Annotated in this window: 18 protein-coding genes; 7 read left to right on the forward strand and 11 right to left on the reverse strand. The window is 63.6% G+C overall.

Annotated elements, in window-relative coordinates:
• The first annotated feature begins 333 nt into the window (after positions 1-333).
• Entirely contained in the window at positions 334-1,404 is a 1,071-nt protein-coding gene (locus E1748_RS21860) for a hypothetical protein (RefSeq protein ID WP_133649223.1), read from the forward strand.
• A 178-nt stretch (positions 1,405-1,582) separates the two neighbouring features.
• Here the strand turns inward: E1748_RS21860 and E1748_RS21865 are convergent, their stop codons facing one another.
• A complete protein-coding gene (locus E1748_RS21865) occupies positions 1,583-2,821 on the reverse strand; it encodes an aspartate aminotransferase type Ic (RefSeq protein WP_133649224.1) in 1,239 nt (412 codons plus the stop codon).
• A gap of 155 nt (positions 2,822-2,976) precedes the next feature.
• Between E1748_RS21865 and E1748_RS21870 the strand changes: the two genes are divergently transcribed.
• Entirely contained in the window at positions 2,977-3,843 is an 867-nt protein-coding gene (locus E1748_RS21870; protein ID WP_133649225.1) for a LysR substrate-binding domain-containing protein, read from the forward strand.
• Between the two features lie 24 nt (positions 3,844-3,867).
• Here the strand turns inward: E1748_RS21870 and E1748_RS21875 are convergent, their stop codons facing one another.
• The 3 genes from E1748_RS21875 to E1748_RS21885 all read right to left on the reverse strand — a co-directional run bounded on the left by E1748_RS21875 (position 3,868) and on the right by E1748_RS21885 (position 7,084).
• Positions 3,868-4,674, reverse strand: a complete 807-nt coding sequence (locus E1748_RS21875; RefSeq protein ID WP_133649226.1) for an isocitrate lyase/PEP mutase family protein — start codon at positions 4,672-4,674, stop codon at positions 3,868-3,870.
• 27 nt (positions 4,675-4,701) lie between these two features.
• Positions 4,702-6,129 (reverse strand): pyridoxal phosphate-dependent decarboxylase family protein, encoded by a 1,428-nt coding sequence (locus E1748_RS21880; protein ID WP_133649227.1) that lies wholly within the window; start codon positions 6,127-6,129, stop codon positions 4,702-4,704.
• Positions 6,130-6,403: 274 nt separating this feature from the next.
• Positions 6,404-7,084: a hypothetical protein gene (locus E1748_RS21885; RefSeq protein WP_420819337.1), complete on the reverse strand. Its 681-nt coding sequence runs from the start codon at positions 7,082-7,084 to the stop codon at positions 6,404-6,406.
• A gap of 336 nt (positions 7,085-7,420) precedes the next feature.
• Between E1748_RS21885 and E1748_RS21890 the strand changes: the two genes are divergently transcribed.
• On the forward strand, positions 7,421-7,792 hold the full coding sequence (locus tag E1748_RS21890) for an MAPEG family protein (RefSeq protein ID WP_133649229.1): 372 nt from the start codon (positions 7,421-7,423) through the stop codon (positions 7,790-7,792).
• 299 nt (positions 7,793-8,091) lie between these two features.
• On the opposite strand, the gene hutG is transcribed toward E1748_RS21890, so the two are convergent.
• The 7 genes from hutG to hutH all read right to left on the reverse strand — a co-directional run bounded on the left by hutG (position 8,092) and on the right by hutH (position 16,320).
• The gene (gene hutG / locus E1748_RS21895) at positions 8,092-8,910 is read right to left on the reverse strand and encodes an N-formylglutamate deformylase (protein ID WP_133649230.1); all 819 of its coding nucleotides are present in this window, start codon (positions 8,908-8,910) and stop codon (positions 8,092-8,094) included.
• Between the two features lie 29 nt (positions 8,911-8,939).
• Entirely contained in the window at positions 8,940-10,331 is a 1,392-nt protein-coding gene (locus E1748_RS21900) for a formimidoylglutamate deiminase (RefSeq protein ID WP_133649231.1), read from the reverse strand.
• Positions 10,328-11,572, reverse strand: coding sequence for an imidazolonepropionase (gene hutI / locus E1748_RS21905; RefSeq protein ID WP_133649232.1), 1,245 nt, complete (start codon positions 11,570-11,572; stop codon positions 10,328-10,330). Before hutI ends, E1748_RS21900 begins: the two co-directional genes overlap by 4 nt.
• 60 nt (positions 11,573-11,632) lie before the next feature.
• Positions 11,633-12,271, reverse strand: coding sequence for a HutD/Ves family protein (locus E1748_RS21910; RefSeq protein WP_205965286.1), 639 nt, complete (start codon positions 12,269-12,271; stop codon positions 11,633-11,635).
• A gap of 20 nt (positions 12,272-12,291) precedes the next feature.
• Positions 12,292-13,980, reverse strand: coding sequence for a urocanate hydratase (hutU, locus tag E1748_RS21915; RefSeq protein WP_133649233.1), 1,689 nt, complete (start codon positions 13,978-13,980; stop codon positions 12,292-12,294).
• Positions 13,981-14,054: 74 nt separating this feature from the next.
• On the reverse strand, positions 14,055-14,750 hold the full coding sequence (gene hutC / locus E1748_RS21920) for a histidine utilization repressor (protein ID WP_133649234.1): 696 nt from the start codon (positions 14,748-14,750) through the stop codon (positions 14,055-14,057).
• A 43-nt stretch (positions 14,751-14,793) separates the two neighbouring features.
• Positions 14,794-16,320, reverse strand: coding sequence for a histidine ammonia-lyase (hutH, locus tag E1748_RS21925; RefSeq protein ID WP_133649235.1), 1,527 nt, complete (start codon positions 16,318-16,320; stop codon positions 14,794-14,796).
• 443 nt (positions 16,321-16,763) lie between these two features.
• Between hutH and E1748_RS21930 the strand changes: the two genes are divergently transcribed.
• From E1748_RS21930 to E1748_RS21945, 4 genes are all read left to right on the forward strand, one after another.
• Positions 16,764-17,123 (forward strand): hypothetical protein, encoded by a 360-nt coding sequence (locus tag E1748_RS21930; protein ID WP_133649236.1) that lies wholly within the window; start codon positions 16,764-16,766, stop codon positions 17,121-17,123.
• Positions 17,124-17,130: 7 nt separating this feature from the next.
• Positions 17,131-17,892 carry a toxin gene (locus tag E1748_RS21935; RefSeq protein ID WP_133649237.1) on the forward strand — a complete coding sequence of 254 codons (762 nt, stop codon included), beginning with the start codon at positions 17,131-17,133 and terminating at the stop codon, positions 17,890-17,892.
• 210 nt (positions 17,893-18,102) lie between these two features.
• A complete protein-coding gene (locus tag E1748_RS21940; protein WP_133649238.1) occupies positions 18,103-19,008 on the forward strand; it encodes an NAD-dependent epimerase/dehydratase family protein in 906 nt (301 codons plus the stop codon).
• 123 nt (positions 19,009-19,131) lie between these two features.
• Positions 19,132-19,314 carry a hypothetical protein gene (locus E1748_RS21945; protein WP_133649239.1) on the forward strand — a complete coding sequence of 61 codons (183 nt, stop codon included), beginning with the start codon at positions 19,132-19,134 and terminating at the stop codon, positions 19,312-19,314.
• The last annotated feature ends 23 nt before the right edge of the window (positions 19,315-19,337 follow it).

Here is a 19,337-nt window from a genome sequence, read left to right on the forward strand (position 1 = left end):
TCGGTTGCTGACCACGGCCAAACCGGCGCGACCGACCGAAGTCGACCCACTGCAGTCAGTCAACGGACTACGACCAATGTCCGCTTTACAGTTGGCGACGGGCGATCGCCGACGGCGCTCGAATTGCAAGACGGGGTTATTCAGAACAGCGGCTCTGCCATCACGGGGAGCGGCTGTGCCCGCGTGCCGACGCCATTCGCTTGGCCAAGGTGATACTCCCTGCGTCGCCGAGTAGTTCGCTGAGAGTGGCAATGGGGCTCTACAAGAGTAGTCGAGTTAACTGGTGTTCTACACTCTGCTAGGATGCGTGCAACAAAAAGCTAATGGAGATGTATGGAATCTGAGCGCATCACCTTCGCGATGGTACTGGACATGTTCCGCACCATGGTGCCTCTATTCGGCATCGTTTTCGCTCTGATGCTCGCCTCCCGATGGATGCTACAGCTGGACCGAAGGCGTAAGGAGGACATGATGCTGAAACGGGAAGAAATGGAAAGGGCAGCAACTCGTGCTAAACAAGAGCATGAGCGAGACACGTTCGAAAGGCATGCGAATCAGCAGAGGGAGGAACGTGCTGAGGCAGCAAATTCCGGCGGCTACATTGTCATGGACATGCCGGAAGACCAAAAGCGCATGTTTCACGATGTCCTAAAAGGCTTCGAGGAGTTTGCGCAACTAAAGGGCTACGCCATCTCATTCTCACTGGACGGCAGTCTGCCCGACAAGGTCGCCTTCAAGTTCACGATTCGGGACCAAGGGGTCACGGTGTCGACGCAGACCGTCAAGAAGGATCTACAAGAGTACATCGAACGAGTGAAATCAGGCGATGACCTAGATGATCTGCCAGTAGTGGTGCCCGACAACGAACACGCGGCTCTCATTTTGGCGATGAGGAACCGCATCAGCTTTCTTCAGCTCACGTACAAGACGCATAAGAACGCTGTTGAGTTTTACGAGCGTATTCTTCGAAACGCGGGGGGTGGCACGATTGGCGTGGCACCTGCCCAAAACTTCTACTTGCAAGGAGCCGGCTCCATGGAACCGAAGAACCAGACCTACACTGCGATAGGATCGTCGCGAGTCGTTCAGGGTGAGCACATTCAAGCCGATCAGAGTATACGAATCGGCTCATCCATGAAGGAGAAGCAAGAGCAAGTCGACAATCTTGACTCTCTGATTGCTGCCCTAACCCAGGCTCATACCGTCCCGACGGACGACTCGAAGAAAGCCATAGTAAACCTCGAGAAGGTCAAGAGTGAGCTGACGGATGAGGCAAAGCCCGACGGTAATCGCATTATGAAGTGGCTTGAGACGGCCAAGGCTTCGATCAAGGTGCTCGCCCTAGGCAAGGACGCTTTGGACCTTGCCGAGAAGGTGTACCACGGCTTCAACTTGCCCAGCTAACAGCTAAAGCCCGTTTAAGTCCACTTAAAGCGGTCGTTCGGCTTAAAGCGTTGAACGACCGCTCGTGGCCGAACCCGGTCCAACATGAGACTGCGGCATGCTGACCTTCGCCGACGTCCTTTGCCCCGGTCAGAAAGCCGACGACTCCGCTAACGCATGCGTGGCGCTGCCCCAACCCTCACCGCCCTGCTTCATCAATCGCCCGCAACAACGACAGCGCAATCCCCTCAGCAGCCACCCGCACCTCATCAAGCGACGGAAACGTCGGCGCGATACGCAGATGCCGATCATGCGGATCGTTACCGTACGGATACGCGGCACCTGCCGGCGTCAGCACGAGACCCGCATCGGCCGCGAGCGTGACCGTACGCTTCGCGAGCCCAGGCGGCGCATAGAGGCTGATGAAGTAGCCGCCCGCCGGCGCATTCCAGCTCACACCAGGCACGCCCGCAAGCCGCGCGGAAAACACCTCAAGCACCGCCTCAAACTTCGGTTGCAGCAGAGTGCGATGCCGCTCCATCAATCGCTCGAGCCCCGCACGATCGCGCAGCAGCCGCACGTGACGCAACTGGTTCAGCTTGTCCGGGCCAATCGTGCGCACCGAACAGCGCTTCTGCCACCACGCGACGTTGCGCGCCGACGACGCAAAGAACGCAATCGCATGGCCCGCGATCGTCACCTTCGACAGCGACGCGAAGATCAACGCGCGATCCGGATGACCGGCGGCCGCGCACGCGTCGAGGATGTTCGGCGTCGCATGCTTCGTGTCGGTCAGATGATGGAAGCGGTACGCGTCGTCCCAGAACAGCCGGAAATCCGACGCTGCAGCAGGCATCGACGCAAGCCGCCGCACGACGTCCGCCGAATAGATCGCACCGCTCGGGTTGCTGTACAGCGGCACGCACCAGATGCCCTTGATCGACGCGTCGTCGCGAACGTGCGCTTCGACGACGTCCATGTCGGGACCATCGTCGTTCATCGGCACCGGAATCATCCGGATACCAAGCGCCTCGCAGATCGAGAAATGGCGATCGTAGCCAGGCACGGGGCACAGGAACGCCGCGTTTTCCTGCGACCACGGCGTGCCGTTTTTCCCTGCGCCTTCCGCACCGGTCGGCACGCCGAACATCGTCGCGAACGCGAGCGCGTCGTACATCAGTTCGAGACTCGAGTTGCCGGCGGCCGCCACCTGTGCAGCCGGCACATCGAGCAGCGACGCGCCCAGTTCGCGCGCCTCGGGCAAACCGAGCGGCTGTCCGTAGTTGCGGCAGTCGATCCCGTCGCGTGACATGAACCCGGCCGCGCCCGCTTCGTCGAGCAGCGCCTGCGACAGATCCAGCTGTTCCGGCGACGGCTTGCCGCGCGACATATCGAGTCGCATCTGCAGTTGCTTGAAGGCTTCGTAGGTGTCCGGCATCGTGCGCGTCTCCGGCCGCTTCGGCGGCAAGTTAATCAGGTCGACGCAGTATGCGGACCGACGTGCATTCAGGCAAACGCGTTATATTGAACGCTTCGATCAGCTTTTCTGATGGCACGGGCGCCGTCGCGCTACGTGCTTTTATCCGCTCCGCTATGAAATCGCTCGATCTCGACGTTCTCTCGATGGTGGTCGCCGTCGCCGATGCCGGCAGCTTCGTGCGTGGTGCCGCGCTCGTGCATCGCTCGCAGTCCGCGCTCAGCATGCAGATCCGCGCGCTCGAAACCGCGCTCGGCAAACCACTGTTCGTACGCGGCCCACGCAACGTCACGCCGACGCAGGACGGTCAGCTGCTGATCGCGTACGCGCGCCGGATGCTCGCGCTGCGCGACGAGGCGTGGGCGTCGATGGTCCATCCCGAGGTGAAGGGGCGCGTGGCGATCGGCGTGCCGGACGACTACGCGTCGTCGCTGCTGCCTGCGGTACTGCGCAAATTCTCCGCGAGCTATCCGAAGGTCGAGATCCAGGTGATCGGACTGCCGAGTCATGCGCTCGCGCCGCTGCTGAAGGACAACAAGGTCGACCTCGCGTGCGTCACGCGGCTGAAGGGATTGAGCGGCGAATTCATCCGTTTCGAGCCGATGGTGTGGGCCGCGCCGCCGGCATCGGCGGCACCGCCGGGACGCGAGATCTGGAAGGAGCGTCCGCTGCCGATCGCGCTGTTCGGCGTGGGCAGCGTCGCGCGTGCGAACGCGATCCATGCACTCGAACGCGCGAAGATCGCGCACCGCACGTCGTATGAGAGCCCGAGTCTGATGGGTCTATTCAGCATGGTCGAGGCCGGCCTCGCGATCGCGCCGCTCGCGCGCTGCGCGGTGCCCGCGCATCTGCAGCAACTGGGACGGCCGCATGGACTGCCCAAATTGCCCACGCTCGAAATCGTGCTCGCGCGCAGCGCGCGGTCGAACCGGCCGCCGTGCGATTTTCTGGCCGAGCAGATTTTGGCGGAGTTGCGGCTTTAGTTCTCAGGTTCGACCGGCGACACGCTACAGGTCCTTGAACAGCCCCTGCAACTGCCCGTACGGCATGCTCCCCTCCGACATCGATTCGGAGCGCCCGCTTTCGAGGAACTCGCGCGCGAGCTTCGCGGCCTGCCCCCACAGCATCTGCGGAATACCGGAGCCGGCGCTCAGACGCCGCACACCGAGCGCGCCGAGTTCGGCCGCGGGCGGCAGGGCCGGCCACGCCATCACGTTGACCGGCAGATCGACGCCTTCGACGACCGCCTTGATCGCCGCCGGTTCGGACAGCCCAGGAACGAACAACCCATCGGTTCCCGCCGATCGATACAGCGCACCGCGCGACAGCACTTCGCCGACGCGTGCCGGCGCATCGACGAGGCCCGCGAGGATCACGTCGGTCCGCGCGTTGACGAAGATGTCTCGCCCGGCCTTCGACGCCGCGTTTTTGATCGCTTCGATTTTTGCAGCGAGCAGGTCCGGCACATCCGGACCGTCTTCGATGTTGATGCCGGACACGCCGACGTCAATGAGCCTCGCGACCACGTCGGCAACCGCGTGCGCATCGTCGGAATAACCGTTCTCGATATCGACGGACAGCGGCACTTTCAGCACGCGCACCATGTCCGCTGCGACGGCGATCGCACGGTCGACCGGCAGCACGCGACTGTCGGGATAACCCATCGCCCACGCGACGCCCGCACTGGTCGTCGCGATCGCCGGTGCGTCGAGGCTTTCGAAGAGTCGTGCGCTGCCTGCGTCCCATGCGTTCGGCAGACGAAGCGGCACCGTATTGATGTGCAACTGGCGAAACTGTTGCGTGAGTTCGGACATGAGGACTCCAGTGAAGGTGGCTGAAACCTAGACGTTGCGCGTTTGCGATTGCAGTACCTTCGCGACCGCTGCAATCGCGCGCTCGACATCCTGCGGCCCGGTCTGCCAGTTGCACACCGACACCCGCATGCAGCGCTTGCCGCGCCACGTCGTGTTGCTGAACAACGCCTCGCCGCTCGCGAGCACAGCGGCCGTCACCGCATCGGTCCATACATCGTGGTCGCGTTCCGTCGCAGCGGATCGCGGATCGATAAAACGCACGAGCCCCTGGTTGATCGTCGGTTCCCAGACGAGCGCCGCGCCGGGCAGCGCGCCGATGCCGGTCACGATCTGATGCGCGGCATCGCAACAGCGGTCAATCAGTGCGGCCACGCCTTCGCGGCCGAGTTGACGAAGCGCCGCATAGGTCGCGACGCCGCGTCCGCGGCGCGACCAGTCGGGATTCCAGTCCTTCTGCTCGCGGACGTCATCGTTGTGCGTGATGTAGCTCGCCTCGTACGACATCGCGCCGCGATGCGCTTGCGGATGCGCGACGAACGCGAAGCCGCTGTCGTACGGGACGTTGAGCCATTTGTGACCGTCGGTGGTCCACGAGTCGGCCTGTTCGACACCTGCAAGGCGATGCCGATGCCGCGCGCTCGCATTCGCCCACAAGCCGAACGCGCCGTCGATGTGAACCCACGCACCGTAGCGATGCGCGAGCGGAATCAGATCGGCGAAAGGATCGTACGCGCCGATGTTCAGATCGCCGGCTTGCAGCAGCACGATCGTCAGCATGTCGGGGCTGGCCTGCAATGCGTGTTCGAGTGTCGCGGTGTCGAGTTGTCCATCGTCGTTCACCGGCAGGCCGACGACAGCCGCAGTGCCGATGCCGAGCATCCGCGTCGCGCGCGTGATGCTGCCGTGGAATTGATCGCTGCTGAGGATGCGGATTTTTGGCGCACCGAACAGGCCGTCGCGTTCGACGTTCCAGCCGCGCCGTTCGAGCAATGCGTGGCGCGCTGCCGCGAGCGCAGTGACGTGTGCCATCTGTGCGCCGCTCGTTAGCGCGAAGCTCGCGTCGCGTGGCAGGCCGAGCAGGTCTTTGAGCCAGTCGCCGCAGACTTCTTCGATCACGGCTTCGGCGGGTCCGCACGAATACGACGCGGCGTTCTGGTCCCACGCGCTGGTCAGCCAGTCGGCGGCAAGCGCAGCCGGCAGCGAGCCGCCGATCACCCAGCCGAAAAACCGCCCACTCGCACTGCCGAGGATGCCGCCGGCCGTGTCGGCGACGAGATCGTCGATAACGCGTTCGGCTGCCAGGCTCTCGCTGTTCAACGGCTTCGCGAGACGCTCGCGCAATGTGTGCAGACTGGCCTCGGCGGCAACCGGAGCATCGTGCAGATTCTCCAGATGCGTGAGCGAATGACTCAGCGCACGTTCGAGCACAGGACGAAAAACCGACGCGTCGTTCATGACCATTTCCCGAGAAGAGAGGACTGAAACTGGACGGACAGTTTAGCCAATATCGATCGGGCTGACTGGCCGGAATCGGACATGAGTGTTGCTCGGGGTGGATCGCGGGGATGCAGATGGATTGGTGATGCGTAACGCCAAGCGCAAGCCGCCCACCGCACCGTAGAACGGGTGGGATGAACTCAAACCGGCATCGCGCGTGTTGCCGGGAACGGCGCGCTGCGACGACGGCTGCGACACCGCAGTGGCCGCAGCCACCGTCATCGCGCGCGACTCACTCCCCGATCCGCGCCAGCAACTGCTGAAGCTTCTCGACATGCCGCTGCAGCAACTGCCGATGCTTGTCGATCTGTTCGAGTCGCCCTTCGAGATCGGCACGATCGTCACCATCGAGATCAGCAGACGCGCTCACGTCCTCGACCTTCGCGCGCAACGTCGCGAGATCGACGGGCGGACGTCCGAGATGACGCTCGAGCCGTCGTACGTCCTGCATCGCGAGATCGCGCAGCTTTCTCACATGCGCGAGACGGCGATGCGTTTCGGCATCCGCGCTTTCGTCCTCGACGCGTCGTGCGGCAGGCTGGCCGAAGATCGGCTCCGGCGGACGCAGCACCGTCTTTTTGCGCACCGGATGAGCCGTGCCGCGAAAACGCGCGAGCGGCGTTTCGTTGTCGATTGCCTCACGCGCGCCGTCGGGCACGTCGCCGTTCGCGTGCGGCTCGTCCATCCAGCCGTTCGGCAAACCGGTCACCGCTTCGACACCGCGCGCGAACTCCTCGCTGAAATCGCGCTGGCCGGACAGCATCAGCTTCAGATACGTCGCGGAGAACGTCATCATCCGCGCGAGACGCGTCGCCGCGCCGACTTCGCGCGTCAGGAGCACCAGATTGGCTCGCCAGACACCGAGCCGTGCATCGTTCAGATCGTTGGGATCTTTCATCGTCGAGTCTTCCATCTTTCTCACCCGATGTTCGCGTGACGTTTTTCGCGCGGCAAAGCCGCAGCGCGCCATCTTGTTCTACAGGGTAGCCGCATCGTCGCCCGTTGAATCGACATGCGGACCAGGGTTTTCCACAGGGCGCGCACGATGCGCCCACGTGCATTACACAGCGCCATCGCACAGGCATCTGGAACAGACCGCGTACGCGGCCGGTCGTTCCATGCATCGCACCACAGACGCGACCGAGTATCCCCTCGACAAAACCGCTACGCAGCCCGCTTCGCATAATGCTACGCTCGCCCCGATTCTGCCATCGATCAATGTAACGATAAAACTACAGGGAGAACACGCATGAGCGTACCGGCGCTTTGTCTGCTGATCGTCGCGCTGCTGCCTTACGTCTGGACCGTGTGCGCGAAGGGGCAACGCGGCTACGACAACAACGCGCCGCGCGATTATCTGGCGAATCTGGAGGGGTGGCGCAGGCGTGCGTATGGCGCGCACCTGAACGCGTGGGAAGCGCTCGCGCTGTTCACGGCGGCGCTTGTCGTCGCATGGCATGGGGATGCGAACCCGCAGCGCGTCGAAACGCTGTCGATCGCGTTCGTCGCAATACGCGTACTGCACGGCGTGCTGTACGTGCTCGGCTGGGCGTCGCTGCGCTCGCTCGTGTGGTTTGCGGGGATGATAACGGTGGTGTGGCTGCTGGCGACGGGGTTGTAGAAACGTTACGTTCTACGCGTTTCGCGATGATCGGGCAGCATGGAATCCGCACGCGGACCGGATGCGAACGGAGGCGTGCTGCCCGCGTGCAAACCAGACACAGCCGGACGTCAACCGAAGAAGACAAACGGTGGCCGCAACCACGCAGCGCCTCATACATGAAACGCCGCGTAGTAGAGCCCTGCCCGGCACGCCCGTCGTCTGCTCGAGCGCCGCATCGATGAGTCGAAGAACGTAACCTGCGGCAACCACGCCTCGCCGCATGCGACGCTACGTGGCCGAGCCTTGCACCGCGAGCCTCACCCCCGCACGCCCGTCGTCCATTCAAGCGCCGTATCGACGAGCTTCGCCAGCAACGGCTCGACACGTTGCGCAAGCGCGTCGTCGTACGCGTACGGCATCTGCTCTTGCATATACGTGATCTGCGACAGTTCGAGCTGTACCGCGTGCACGCCCTGCTCCGGCTGTCCATAGTGTCGCGTGATGTAGCCGCCCTTGAAGCGTCCATTCGCGATCGCGGTGTAGCCGCCGTGACGCTCGACGATCGCTGCGAGTTCGTCCGCGAGACCCGGCGCCGCGCTCGCGCCGTTCGACGTGCCGAAGTTGAAGTCCGGCAACCGCCCTTCGAAGAAACGCGGCACATGCGAGCGGATCGAATGCGCTTCCCACAGCAGCACCTTGCCGTGTTTCGCCTTCAACGCTGCGAGTTCATCGACGAGCGCCGCGTGATACGGCCGCCAGTAAAGCTCGCGACGTCGCGCGGTTTCCGCGTCGTCGGGCAGATGACCGTCGCGGTATAGCGGCTCGCGGTCGAACGTATCGACCGGCAGCAGCCCTGTCGTGTCCTGGCCCGGGTACAGGTTAGCGCCATCGGGCGGACGGTTCAGATCGATCACGTAGCGCGCGTAGGTCGGCGCGAGAATCGACGCGCCGAGCTTTGCCGCGAACGCATACAGGCGATCGAGGTGCCAGTCGCAATCGTCGGTGCGCTGCGCGGCCGGCGTCATCGTCGCGGCGATGTCGTCGGGGATGCGCGTGCCCAGATGCGGAATCGAAATCAGGAACGGCAGGCTTCCCCGCTGCAGCGAGAAAACCGGCGGATGGTTGGCGGCAGTCATATCGTTTCCGTGTTCGTGTCGGGAGAAATTCAGGCCAGCAGATCGGCGAGCGCCGCGCGGTACTGCGCGTACGCACGCGTTTCGTCGCGATGCCGACGATTGTCGACCACTTTCGCGCCGCCTGCATACACGTCGCGCACCGGCGTCTCGCCATGCTCGCAGAACACCGCGCCCGCGAGCCACGTCTGCGGCGCATGGCCCGCGATGCTCGGATGGTCCGCGTCGAACACGAGCCAGTCCGCGCGCGCACCCACTTCGAGCGCACCGACGCGACGGCCCGTCGCGTGCGCACCGCCTTCAAGCGCAGCCGCAAACAGACGGTCCGCGACCTGCGGCGCATCCGCGCTCGCGAGCACATTGCGCTGCCGACGCAGCAGCCGTTGCCCGTATTCGAGCAGCCGCAGTTCCGCACGCCAGTCGACGCCGATGTGACTATCCGAACCGATGCCGAATCGTCCATGCGCATCGAGATATTCCGCCGCCGGAAAAATGCCGTCGCCGAGATTCGCCTCGGTCGTGAGGCACAGCCCTGCGACCGCACCGCTCTTCGCGAGCGCAGCGGTTTCACCGGCATCGACGTGCGTCGCGTGCACGAGGCACCAGCGCGAATCGACGTCGAATCGATCGAGCAGCCAGCGCACCGGCCGCGCGCCTTCGGTCTCGATGCACGCGTCGACTTCGGCGGTTTGCTCCGCGATGTGGATGTGCACGGGCGCGCCGGGCAGCATCGTGTCGAGGCCGCCGAGCAGTTCGCGCAGCGACGTATCGGACACCGCGCGCAGCGAATGCGGCGCAACGCCGTAACGCAGCGCATGATGCTCGGGATGCGTCTTCTGCAATTGCGCGAGCAGTCCGAGCAATTCGTCTGGCGTATTGAGGAAGCGCCGCTGATCGTCGCGCGGTGGTTTCGCACCGAAGCCGCTGTACTGATACAGCACCGGCAGCATCGTGATGCCGATGCCGGTCGCGGCGGCTGCATCGACGACGCGCGCCGCGAGTTCCGCGCGCTGCGGATAGCTCGCGCCATCGGCCTGGTGATGCACGTAGTGAAACTCGCACACCGACGTATAGCCCGCCTTCAACATTTCGATGTACAGCCACTGCGCGATTGCGGCGAGGCCGTCGGGCGAGATCTTCGCGGCAAAGCGGTACATCAGGTCGCGCCAGCTCCAGAAGCTGTCGACTGCGTTCGCGCGATACTCGGTGAGCCCCGCCATCGCGCGCTGGAATGCATGCGAGTGCAGATTCGGCATGCCTGGCGCCAGCGGGCCGGCCGCATGCGCGATACCCGCGGGCGCAGCGCTGTCGGCGCGCACTTCCGTGAGCATGCCGTGCACGTCCCATTGCAGCAGCACGTTGCGGCGCCAGCCATCGGGCAGCCACGCGTGATCGGCAAACAGCGAACGGTCGGAAGAAGTCATGGTTGAGTTTTGAGAGAAATCGTCGAAGCCGGTCGCGTGTAGACCGTCTCGCCGCCGCGCACGACGCGTGCACACAACGGACGGCCAAACCAGTACGCAAGCTCGGCGAGCGTCGCAACGGACCACACCGCGAAGTCGGCAGAACGGCCGACCGCGAGCGTCCCGTGCCGCTCCGCCTGGCCGAGCGCGCGCGCCGCGTGCGCGGTCACGCCTTGCAGCGCTTCGGGCACGGTCATCCGGAACAGCGTGGTCGCCATGTTCATCATCAGCAGCAGCGACGTGACGGGCGATGTGCCTGGATTGCTGTCCGTCGAAATCGCGATCGGCACCTTGTAGCGGCGCAGCAGATCGAGCGGCGGCAACTGCGTCTCGCGAATGAAGTAGTACGCGCCAGGCAGCAGCACCGCGACCGTGCCTGCGGCCTGCATCGCGGCAACGCCGGCTTCGTCGAGAAATTCGAGGTGATCCGCCGACAGCGCATGGTGCCGCGCGGCGAGTGCCGTGCCTCCGCTGTTCGACAGTTGCTCCGCGTGCATTTTCACGGGCAGGTTGCGGCGCGCGGCCGCGTCGAACACGCGCTCGCTCTGCGCGAGCGAGAAGCCGATGCGTTCGCAGAACACATCGACTGCATCGACGAGGCCTTCGTCCGCGAGCGCCGGCAGCATGCGGTCGCACACTTCGGCAATGTAGTCGTCCGCGCGGCCCGCGAATTCCGGCGGCAACGCGTGCGCGCCGAGGAACGTCGTGTAGACCGTCACCGGATAGCGCTCGCCCAGTTGCCGCGCGACGCGCAGCATCTTGCGCTCGCTCGCGAGATCGAGGCCGTAGCCGGACTTGATCTCGATCGCGGTCACGCCTTCGGCTAGCAACGGTTCGAGTCGTGCGGCGGCGGCGCGGAATAGCGTCGCTTCGTCGGCCGCGCGTGTTGCGCGTACCGTCGATACAATGCCGCCGCCCTGTCGCGCGATTTCTTCGTAGCTGACGCCCGCGAGGCGTTGCGCGAATTCGTCCGCACGCTGGCCGCCGTACACGAGGTGCGTATGGCAATCGACCAGACCCGGCGTGACCCACGCGCCGTGCAGATCTTCGCGTGGCCACGTTGCGTATGCCGCAGGGAGTTCGCTCGCGGCGCCGAGCCATTCGATTCGGCCGTCGGTCACCGCGATGGCAGCATCGGAGATTGCGCGGTCGGGGTCGCCGTCCGCGCAGAGATTGAGGTGATGCCAGACTGTGTGCTTCATCGCTTGGCTCATGTTCAGGGTCGCGCGGTCTGGTTCGCGGGATCGGATGGTCGGACGATGCTATGCGATGTTTGTGTAGTGGATTTCGATCGCGAGCAGTGCGGAAGCTTGATCGCTTTCGATAACGCACCGCACGTCGTGCACGCCATCGATCCGCAACGTATCGCCCACCGCGAGACGCACAGGCGCCGCATCGCCGATCGTCACTTCTGCAACACCCACCGCGCAATACAGCAACGCGACGTCTGCATTCAGCGTGCGTTGCGCACCGCCACGCACGACATCGAGCGTACCTGTTGCCGCGTTCCGTCGCACCATCAGGTTGAAGTCGCGCGTCGCGCCGTCGACGAGCCGTGCATCGATCGCTGCCTCGCCACGAAAACGCGCGACGTCGAGCGGCTTCGTCAACGCATGCGTGTGTCCGTCGTTGCCCTGCTCCGCACGTTCGTCGAGCAGCATGCCCGCGCCCGACAGCAGCACGAGCGTCCGGTCGACACCATCGAAGCGCGAGAACGGACCGGCCGTCGCGACGTCGGCGACGCTCACGCGCCATGCGAATGCGTCGAGCGCGCCACCGTCGACGCGCGCCGACGGAACGTGCGAAGCGATCTCGCGCGTCACGCCGCCGCCGTTCTTCCACGGCGACGCGACCAGTTCCGCCGCGCGAATGACCGTCGAAGTGACGCACGAATTACTCACTGTATTCACGACGATCGGCCTTAGCGACCCAGCATCGGCAGCTTCAAACCCGCATCGCGCGCAGTCTGCTGCGCGAGTTCGTAGCCTGCATCCGCATGACGCATCACGCCCGTCGCCGGATCGTTGAACAGCACGCGTTCGATCCGCTTCGATGCTGCATCGGTGCCGTCGCAAACGATCACAACGCCCGAGTGCTGCGAGAAGCCCATCCCAACACCACCGCCGTGATGCAGCGACACCCACGTCGCGCCGCCTGCCGTGTTCAGCAGCGCGTTGAGCAGCGGCCAGTCGCTGACCGCATCGGAGCCGTCCTTCATCGATTCGGTTTCGCGATTCGGGCTCGCGACCGAACCCGTGTCGAGGTGATCGCGGCCGATCACGATCGGTGCCTTCAGCTCGCCGTTCTTCACCATCTCGTTGAACGCGAGGCCGAGGCGATAGCGATCCTTCACGCCGACCCAGCAGATCCGCGCCGGCAGACCCTGGAACGCGATGCGTTCGCGCGCCATGTCGAGCCAGTTGTGCAGATGCGGATCGTCGGGGATCAGCTCCTTGACCTTTGCATCGGTCTTGTAGATATCTTCCGGATCGCCCGACAGCGCGACCCAGCGGAACGGCCCCTTGCCTTCGCAGAACAACGGACGGATATACGCGGGCACGAAGCCCGGAAAATCGAATGCGTTCTCGACGCCCATTTCGAGCGCCATCTGACGGATGTTGTTGCCGTAGTCGAGCGTCGCGGCGCCGCGTTCCTGCAGCGTCAGCATCGCCTGAACCTGCTTCGCCATCGACTGCTTCGCCGGCGTGACGATGCTGTCCGGCACAGTCTTCTGACGCTCGCGCCAGTCTTCGACGCTCCAGCCCTGCGGCAGGTAACCGTGGATCGGATCGTGCGCGCTCGTCTGATCGGTCACGCAGTCGGGCGTGATGCCGCGCGCGACGCATTCGGCGAACACGTCGACCGCGTTGCCGACCAGACCGATCGACACCGGCTTGCCCGCCTTCTTCGCTTCGTCGAGCATCGCGAGCGCTTCGTCGAGCGTCCGCGCTTTTTTATCGACGTAGCGCGTCTTCAGACGGAAGTCGATGCGCGTCTCGTCGCACTCCACAGCGATCATCGAGAAGCCCGCCATCGTCGCTGCAAGCGGCTGCGCGCCGCCCATCCCGCCGAGGCCGCCGGTCAGGATCCAGCGGCCTTTCGGGTCGCCGTTGAAGTGCTGGTTCGCGACCGAGAAGAACGTTTCGTACGTACCCTGCACGATCCCCTGGCTGCCGATGTAGATCCAGCTGCCGGCCGTCATCTGGCCGTACATCATCAGGCCCTTGCGATCGAGTTCGTGAAAATGTTCCCACGTCGCCCAGTGCGGCACGAGATTCGAATTCGCGAGCAGCACGCGCGGCGCGTCGGCATGCGTGCGGAACACGCCGACCGGTTTGCCCGACTGGATCAGCAGTGTCTCATCATCGTTCAGGTCCTTCAGCGACGCGAGGATCTGGTCGAAGCAGTCCCAGTTGCGCGCAGCGCGGCCGATACCGCCGTACACGACGAGTGCGTGCGGATGCTCGGCGACCTCGGCGTCCAGATTGTTCTGGATCATCCGGTAAGCGGCTTCGGTGAGCCAGCTCTTGCAGGTCTTCTCGGTGCCGCGCGGTGCGCGGATCGTGCGGGTCGGATCGAGACGCGGGTCGATGTGTTTCGGATTGTTCATGATGGCTGGCTCTCAGTGTCCCTTGACGGGCTCGGAATGGATACGGATTCGGTTTCGGTTTCGAAAATGCGGGATCAGAAGTGTCCGGTGAAGCGGTAGCGGCTGCCCGGATGCCACAGGTTCGCGATCGACGCGACCACGCCCTGCGACCACGTCCGACGGTGCAGCACGAGACACGGCTCGAGCGGGTCCATCGTCAGCAGTGCGCGCGTGCCGTCGTCGGGCGCGGCGGCCTCGATCCGGTACTCGACGCGCTGCAGTGGTGCCACGCGAACGAGGTACTGGTTCGGCGTCGTATTCGTGAAGTCCTGCAATGCGTACTCGGGCGCGACCGTCGGATTCACCCAGCGTTCTTCGAGCTGCACCGGTTCGTCGTTCTCGAAGTGCAGCACGCGCGAATAGAAAATCGGACTGCCCGCGCCGACCTGCATTTCGCCGGCGAGCGTTTCGTCGGCGATCGCCGCGCCGATGTGCAGCACCTCCGCGTGATAACGATGACCGCGCGCGACGATCTCGTCGGAGATGCTGCGGATCGCCACCAGCGTCGATTCGTATTTCGGCCGGGCGACGAACGTACCTGCGCCCTGCACCCGCGTGAGCACCTGTTCCGACGTGAGTTCGCGCAGCGCGCGGTTGACCGTCATTCGCGCAACCTTGAACTCGCGCGCCAGCTCGTTCTCGGACGGGACCTGATCGCCTTCGCCCCACTCGCCTGCGTGGATGCGGGACAGGATGAAGTCCTTGATGCCTTGATAGGCGGGTGCGTTCATGGGCGTGGTCGCTCGGGTGCGGGCTGCGTGTGCGTTACTTCCGTTACTTCGCTTCGGACGCGAATGCGAGCGGGCTGTGCGCGGCGATCGAGCCGTCCTGCACGCGTCGCGCGATCGCTGCGATGTCCGGTGCGAAGTAGTGATCGAGTTCGTAGTGCGCGACGTCGCCACGGACCAGATCCATCACGCCCTGCAGTCTCGGACTTGTGTGATGCGGCGCGCGCAGATCGACGCCCTGTGCAGCGGCGAGCAGTTCGATTGCGAGAATGTTGGCTACGTTGTCCGCGATGTCGGCGAGCTTGCGCGCAGCGAACGTCGCCATCGACACGTGATCTTCCTGATTCGCCGACGTAGGGAGCGAATCGACCGAGGCCGGATGCGCGAGCGTCTTGTTCTCCGATGCGAGCGCGGCGGCCGTGACGTGCGCGATCATGAAGCCGGAGTTCACGCCGCCATCCTTGACGAGGAACGGCGGCAGGCCCGACAGCGTCGTGTCGATCAAGAGTGCGATGCGGCGTTCGGCGAGCGCACCGATTTCGGCTACGGCGAGCGCGAGGTTGTCGGCGGCGAACGCGACCGGCTCCGCGTGGAAGTTGCCGCCCGACAGCACTTCGCCGGTGTCCGGGAAGATCAGCGGGTTATCCGATACGGCGTTGGCTTCGATCAGCAGCACGTCGGCTGAATGACGCATCTGGTCGAGACACGCGCCCATCACCTGCGGCTGGCAGCGCAGCGAGTACGGGTCCTGCACCTTGTCGCAATCGGCGTGCGACACGTTGATGCCCGAGCCTTCGAGCAGTGTGCGATACGCGGCGGCCGCGTCGATCTGTCCTTGATGGCCGCGCAGTGCGTGAATGCGATGATCGAACGGCTTCACCGAACCGGCGGCCGCATCGACCGACAGCGCACCCGCGACGAGACCCGTGCGATACAGATCTTCGATCGCGAACATGTTGTACAGCGCGAGCGCGGTGGACGCCTGCGTGCCGTTCAGCAGCGCGAGGCCTTCCTTCGCCTGCAGCGTGAGCGGCGCGAGGCCGACGAGACGCAGCCCCTCTTCAGCCGGCGCGCGTTCGCCCTTGACGAACACTTCGCCGACACCGAGCAGCACCGCCGACATATGCGCGAGCGGCGCGAGATCGCCTGATGCGCCGACCGAACCCTTCACCGGAATCACCGGCAGCACGTCGGCGTTGAACAGCGTGATCAGCGCGTTCATCACTTCACGGCGAATACCGGAGTGACCGCGGCCGAGGCTCGACAGCTTCAACGCGAGCAGCAGACGCACGACCGGCAGCGACATCGGCGCACCGACACCGACCGCATGCGACAGCACCAGATTGCGCTGCAGCAGTTCGAGTTGATCGTGGGGAATGTGCGTGCTGGCGAGGCGGCCAAAGCCGGTGTTGATCCCGTAGGCGGGCTCGCCTTTCGCGGCGATGTCCGCGACGGCTTTCGAGCCTGCGTCGATCGCGGCAAAACTCGCCGGATCGAGCTGGAGCGTCACCGGTTCGCGAGCGATCCGGCGCAGTTGGGGCAGAGTCAGTTGACCTGGCGTGAGCTTCATCATGGAGTCGATCCTGTCTATACAAATTTTCAGAAAGTCTAGCGTCGCCAGCTTGTATATACAAGTCCTTTTCGTGCTTTCTGTGTAAGGGTTTTCACCAGATTTTCGGGGGTGGGTGCGGTTGTGCGGTGCACCGCCGATTTTGGGGTCTGGCTGACTTTACTTGTATATACACGTTCAAAAATCGCATAGAGAGGTGGATAAAAGCACGGGTGCAAAGCTGATCCGGGAGGCCGTGTGTGCAAATCCTGAGTGACCACGTAGCGATGCGTGACGCGCAACGACTCGGTCGATCTGGAGCACGGATCGGGCACCGACGATACGAGACGCGCTCGTGTGGCCGCAGTCCTGGCCGCGATATCGGATTAGCCCTTCGGCTATCTGGTGGCGAGATCTACCTGCCCAATAGAATGCTCATACGGACAAGCAATACACGGAGGTTGACTGTGCCTGGAAGAAAACGAGCAACGACGGCATCGCCCAAGCCGGTAAAAATACATGCGATCAAATACGAAGGAGAAGGCACGACGCCTCTCGTGGAAGTGAAGTTTGGACGCACCACTATTCTTGCGGAAAGGCCGAGTGAGGCCGATATGAAGAGATCGCTGGCGGTTGGTAGAAGAGCCTTAAAAGCATTGCTTAACGGTATCCTCAATCCGGGAACCACTTTACGTCATCCCCCGTGGGTACCTCTTTTCGAGGCTGATCCGCTTGACCCCGCCCGAGTCGTACGCATTCTCCATGGGAAGGTGGAGCGAGGTCATTTCGTGAAGGGCAAGTTCAAGCCGGATAAATCCCTGGCCTGATTACCGCATGACGCAAACCATTCCAATACGGCAGTCGGTCAGCGATGTCTTTGCGCTTGCGGTTGCCTCTGGCAAACCGCCGGCCGTCATCCTGGCCGGACACAATGGCTCGGGAAAGTCGACGATGTGGTACGAACACGTCGTCGACGACATCCAGGTTCCGCTGATCAACGCGGACCGAATGATTCTGTCGACTCTTCCGGAAAAAGATAAAAGGGGCCGCTTACGCCCATGGGCGCAAACATTGCGTGACACCAACACGGTGTGGATGCAGATCGCGCAAAAGGGAACGGAAAATTTTGTTGGTGAAGCTATGGCCAATCGGATTCCCTTTGCCACCGAGACCGTTTTCTCTTACTGGAAGCCGTTGCCGTGCGGTGGTCACGAAAGCAAGATCGATCTGATCCGCAATCTGCAGGCGGCGGGTTATTTCGTCGTGCTCCTTTTTGTGGGATTGAGCAGCGCGGCGCTTTCCCTGGGGCGTGTGAATAGTCGCGCAGCCGACGGTGGACACACGGTCAGTCCAGAAAAGATCCTCGCGCGGTTCTCTCGCACGCAAAAAGCCATCAAGAGCGCACTGACCATCGCTGACGCAGCACTGCTCGTCGACAATAGCCGCGATCTGACACGTTCGTTCACGCCGTGCTACGTCCGTACGCATACAGGCGTGTCATTCGATATTCGCTCCGACGGCCAGGTACCTCAGGAAATTACAAGATGGCTCAATGTCGTGGTGCCCGAGGTCGGCGCTGCTCTGCCAGCGTCGTGACGCGGCGCTAGCCAGTCGGAGAACGGCGTCGCAGCGACCGATGCCCTATGTATCGCTCCGTGACTCGCTCCCCTCCCCCCGACATTCGTGCACCCAGATCAAAACTCATTTGAACCAAGCCCCCTTTTTACCCAACGTCCCAGCACCGATACTGCCTGCACAGCTTCACGAAACGCATCCACAGCCATCGTCCTGCATGGGAGCAACACCTTGGACATCTTCATCACCGGCGCCAACGGTTTCATTGGCGGATCGATTGCGGCGGGACTCGTCCGCGCAGGCCACCACGTCACAGGGCTCGTGCGCAAGTCCGAACAGGCCGACGCATTGCGCGGCCTCGGCATCGAACCGGTCGTCGGCACGCTCGACGACCGCGCGCTGCTGATCGCGCAAGCCAAAGCCGCCGACGCCGTGATCAACGCGGCGAACAGCGATCATCGCGGCGCGGTCGAAGCGCTGATCGAAGGACTCGCGGGCTCGGGCAAACCGTTCCTGCACACGAGCGGCTCGAGCATCGTCGGCGATGCATCGGGTGGTGAACGCGGCGCGGCTGCGATCTACCACGAGGATGCACTGCCCGAGCCGACCGCTGACAAGGCCCCGCGCGTCGCAATCGATCAACTCGTGCTCGATGCCGCGCAACGCGGCATCCGCTCGGCCGTGTTGTGCAACACGCTGATCTACGGTCACGGCGCGGTGCCGGGCAGCGCGAGCGTGCAGTTGCCGCGTCTGCTGTCGCAGGCGCGCAAGAGCGGTGTCGTGCGTCATGTGGGCAGCGGCGGCAACATCTGGTCGAACGTGCACATCGACGACGTCGTCGAGCTGTATCGACTCGCACTCGAAAAGACGCCGGCCGGCACGTTCTATTTCGTCGAGAGTGGCGAAGCGTCGTTCAGCGACATGACGACCGCGATCGCCGACGTGCTCGGTCTCGGCAAGCCGCAAGACTGGCCGCTCGAAGAAGCGCAGAAGGAATGGGGCTACGAGATGGCGTCGTATGGTCTGGGCTCGAACAGCCGTGTACGCGGTGAGCGGGCGCGCATGCTACTCGGCTGGCAGCCGAAGCATGCGTCGGTGCTCGACTGGATTCGCAGCGACATGCTGCGGGACGCGTGAACAAAAATACCCGCGTCGAAACGTAAGCGATGTAAGCCCAGGCGTTGCGAATCCGTAAGCTCGTATCGATAGAATCGCCCACATATATAGATGCGATTCGTCTCAACGGGCCCGGATTCCACGATGTCGCTTGCGCTGAATTTCGACTGGTTGACCAACCTGCTCGCGATCCTTTTCATCGTCGCGTGTCTGCATGATTTGCGTTACGACGAGTACGGCACGCTGACGTTGTCGGCGGCCGCGCTCGGACTCGTCGTGATGGCGATCGAACTGTTTTTGCGTCCAGCGTTCGATATGTCGCTGTAGCGGCGTGCCGTGACGGCTCGCCG

It is taken from the genome of Paraburkholderia flava, from assembly GCF_004359985.1.
Taxonomy (GTDB): domain Bacteria; phylum Pseudomonadota; class Gammaproteobacteria; order Burkholderiales; family Burkholderiaceae; genus Paraburkholderia; species Paraburkholderia flava.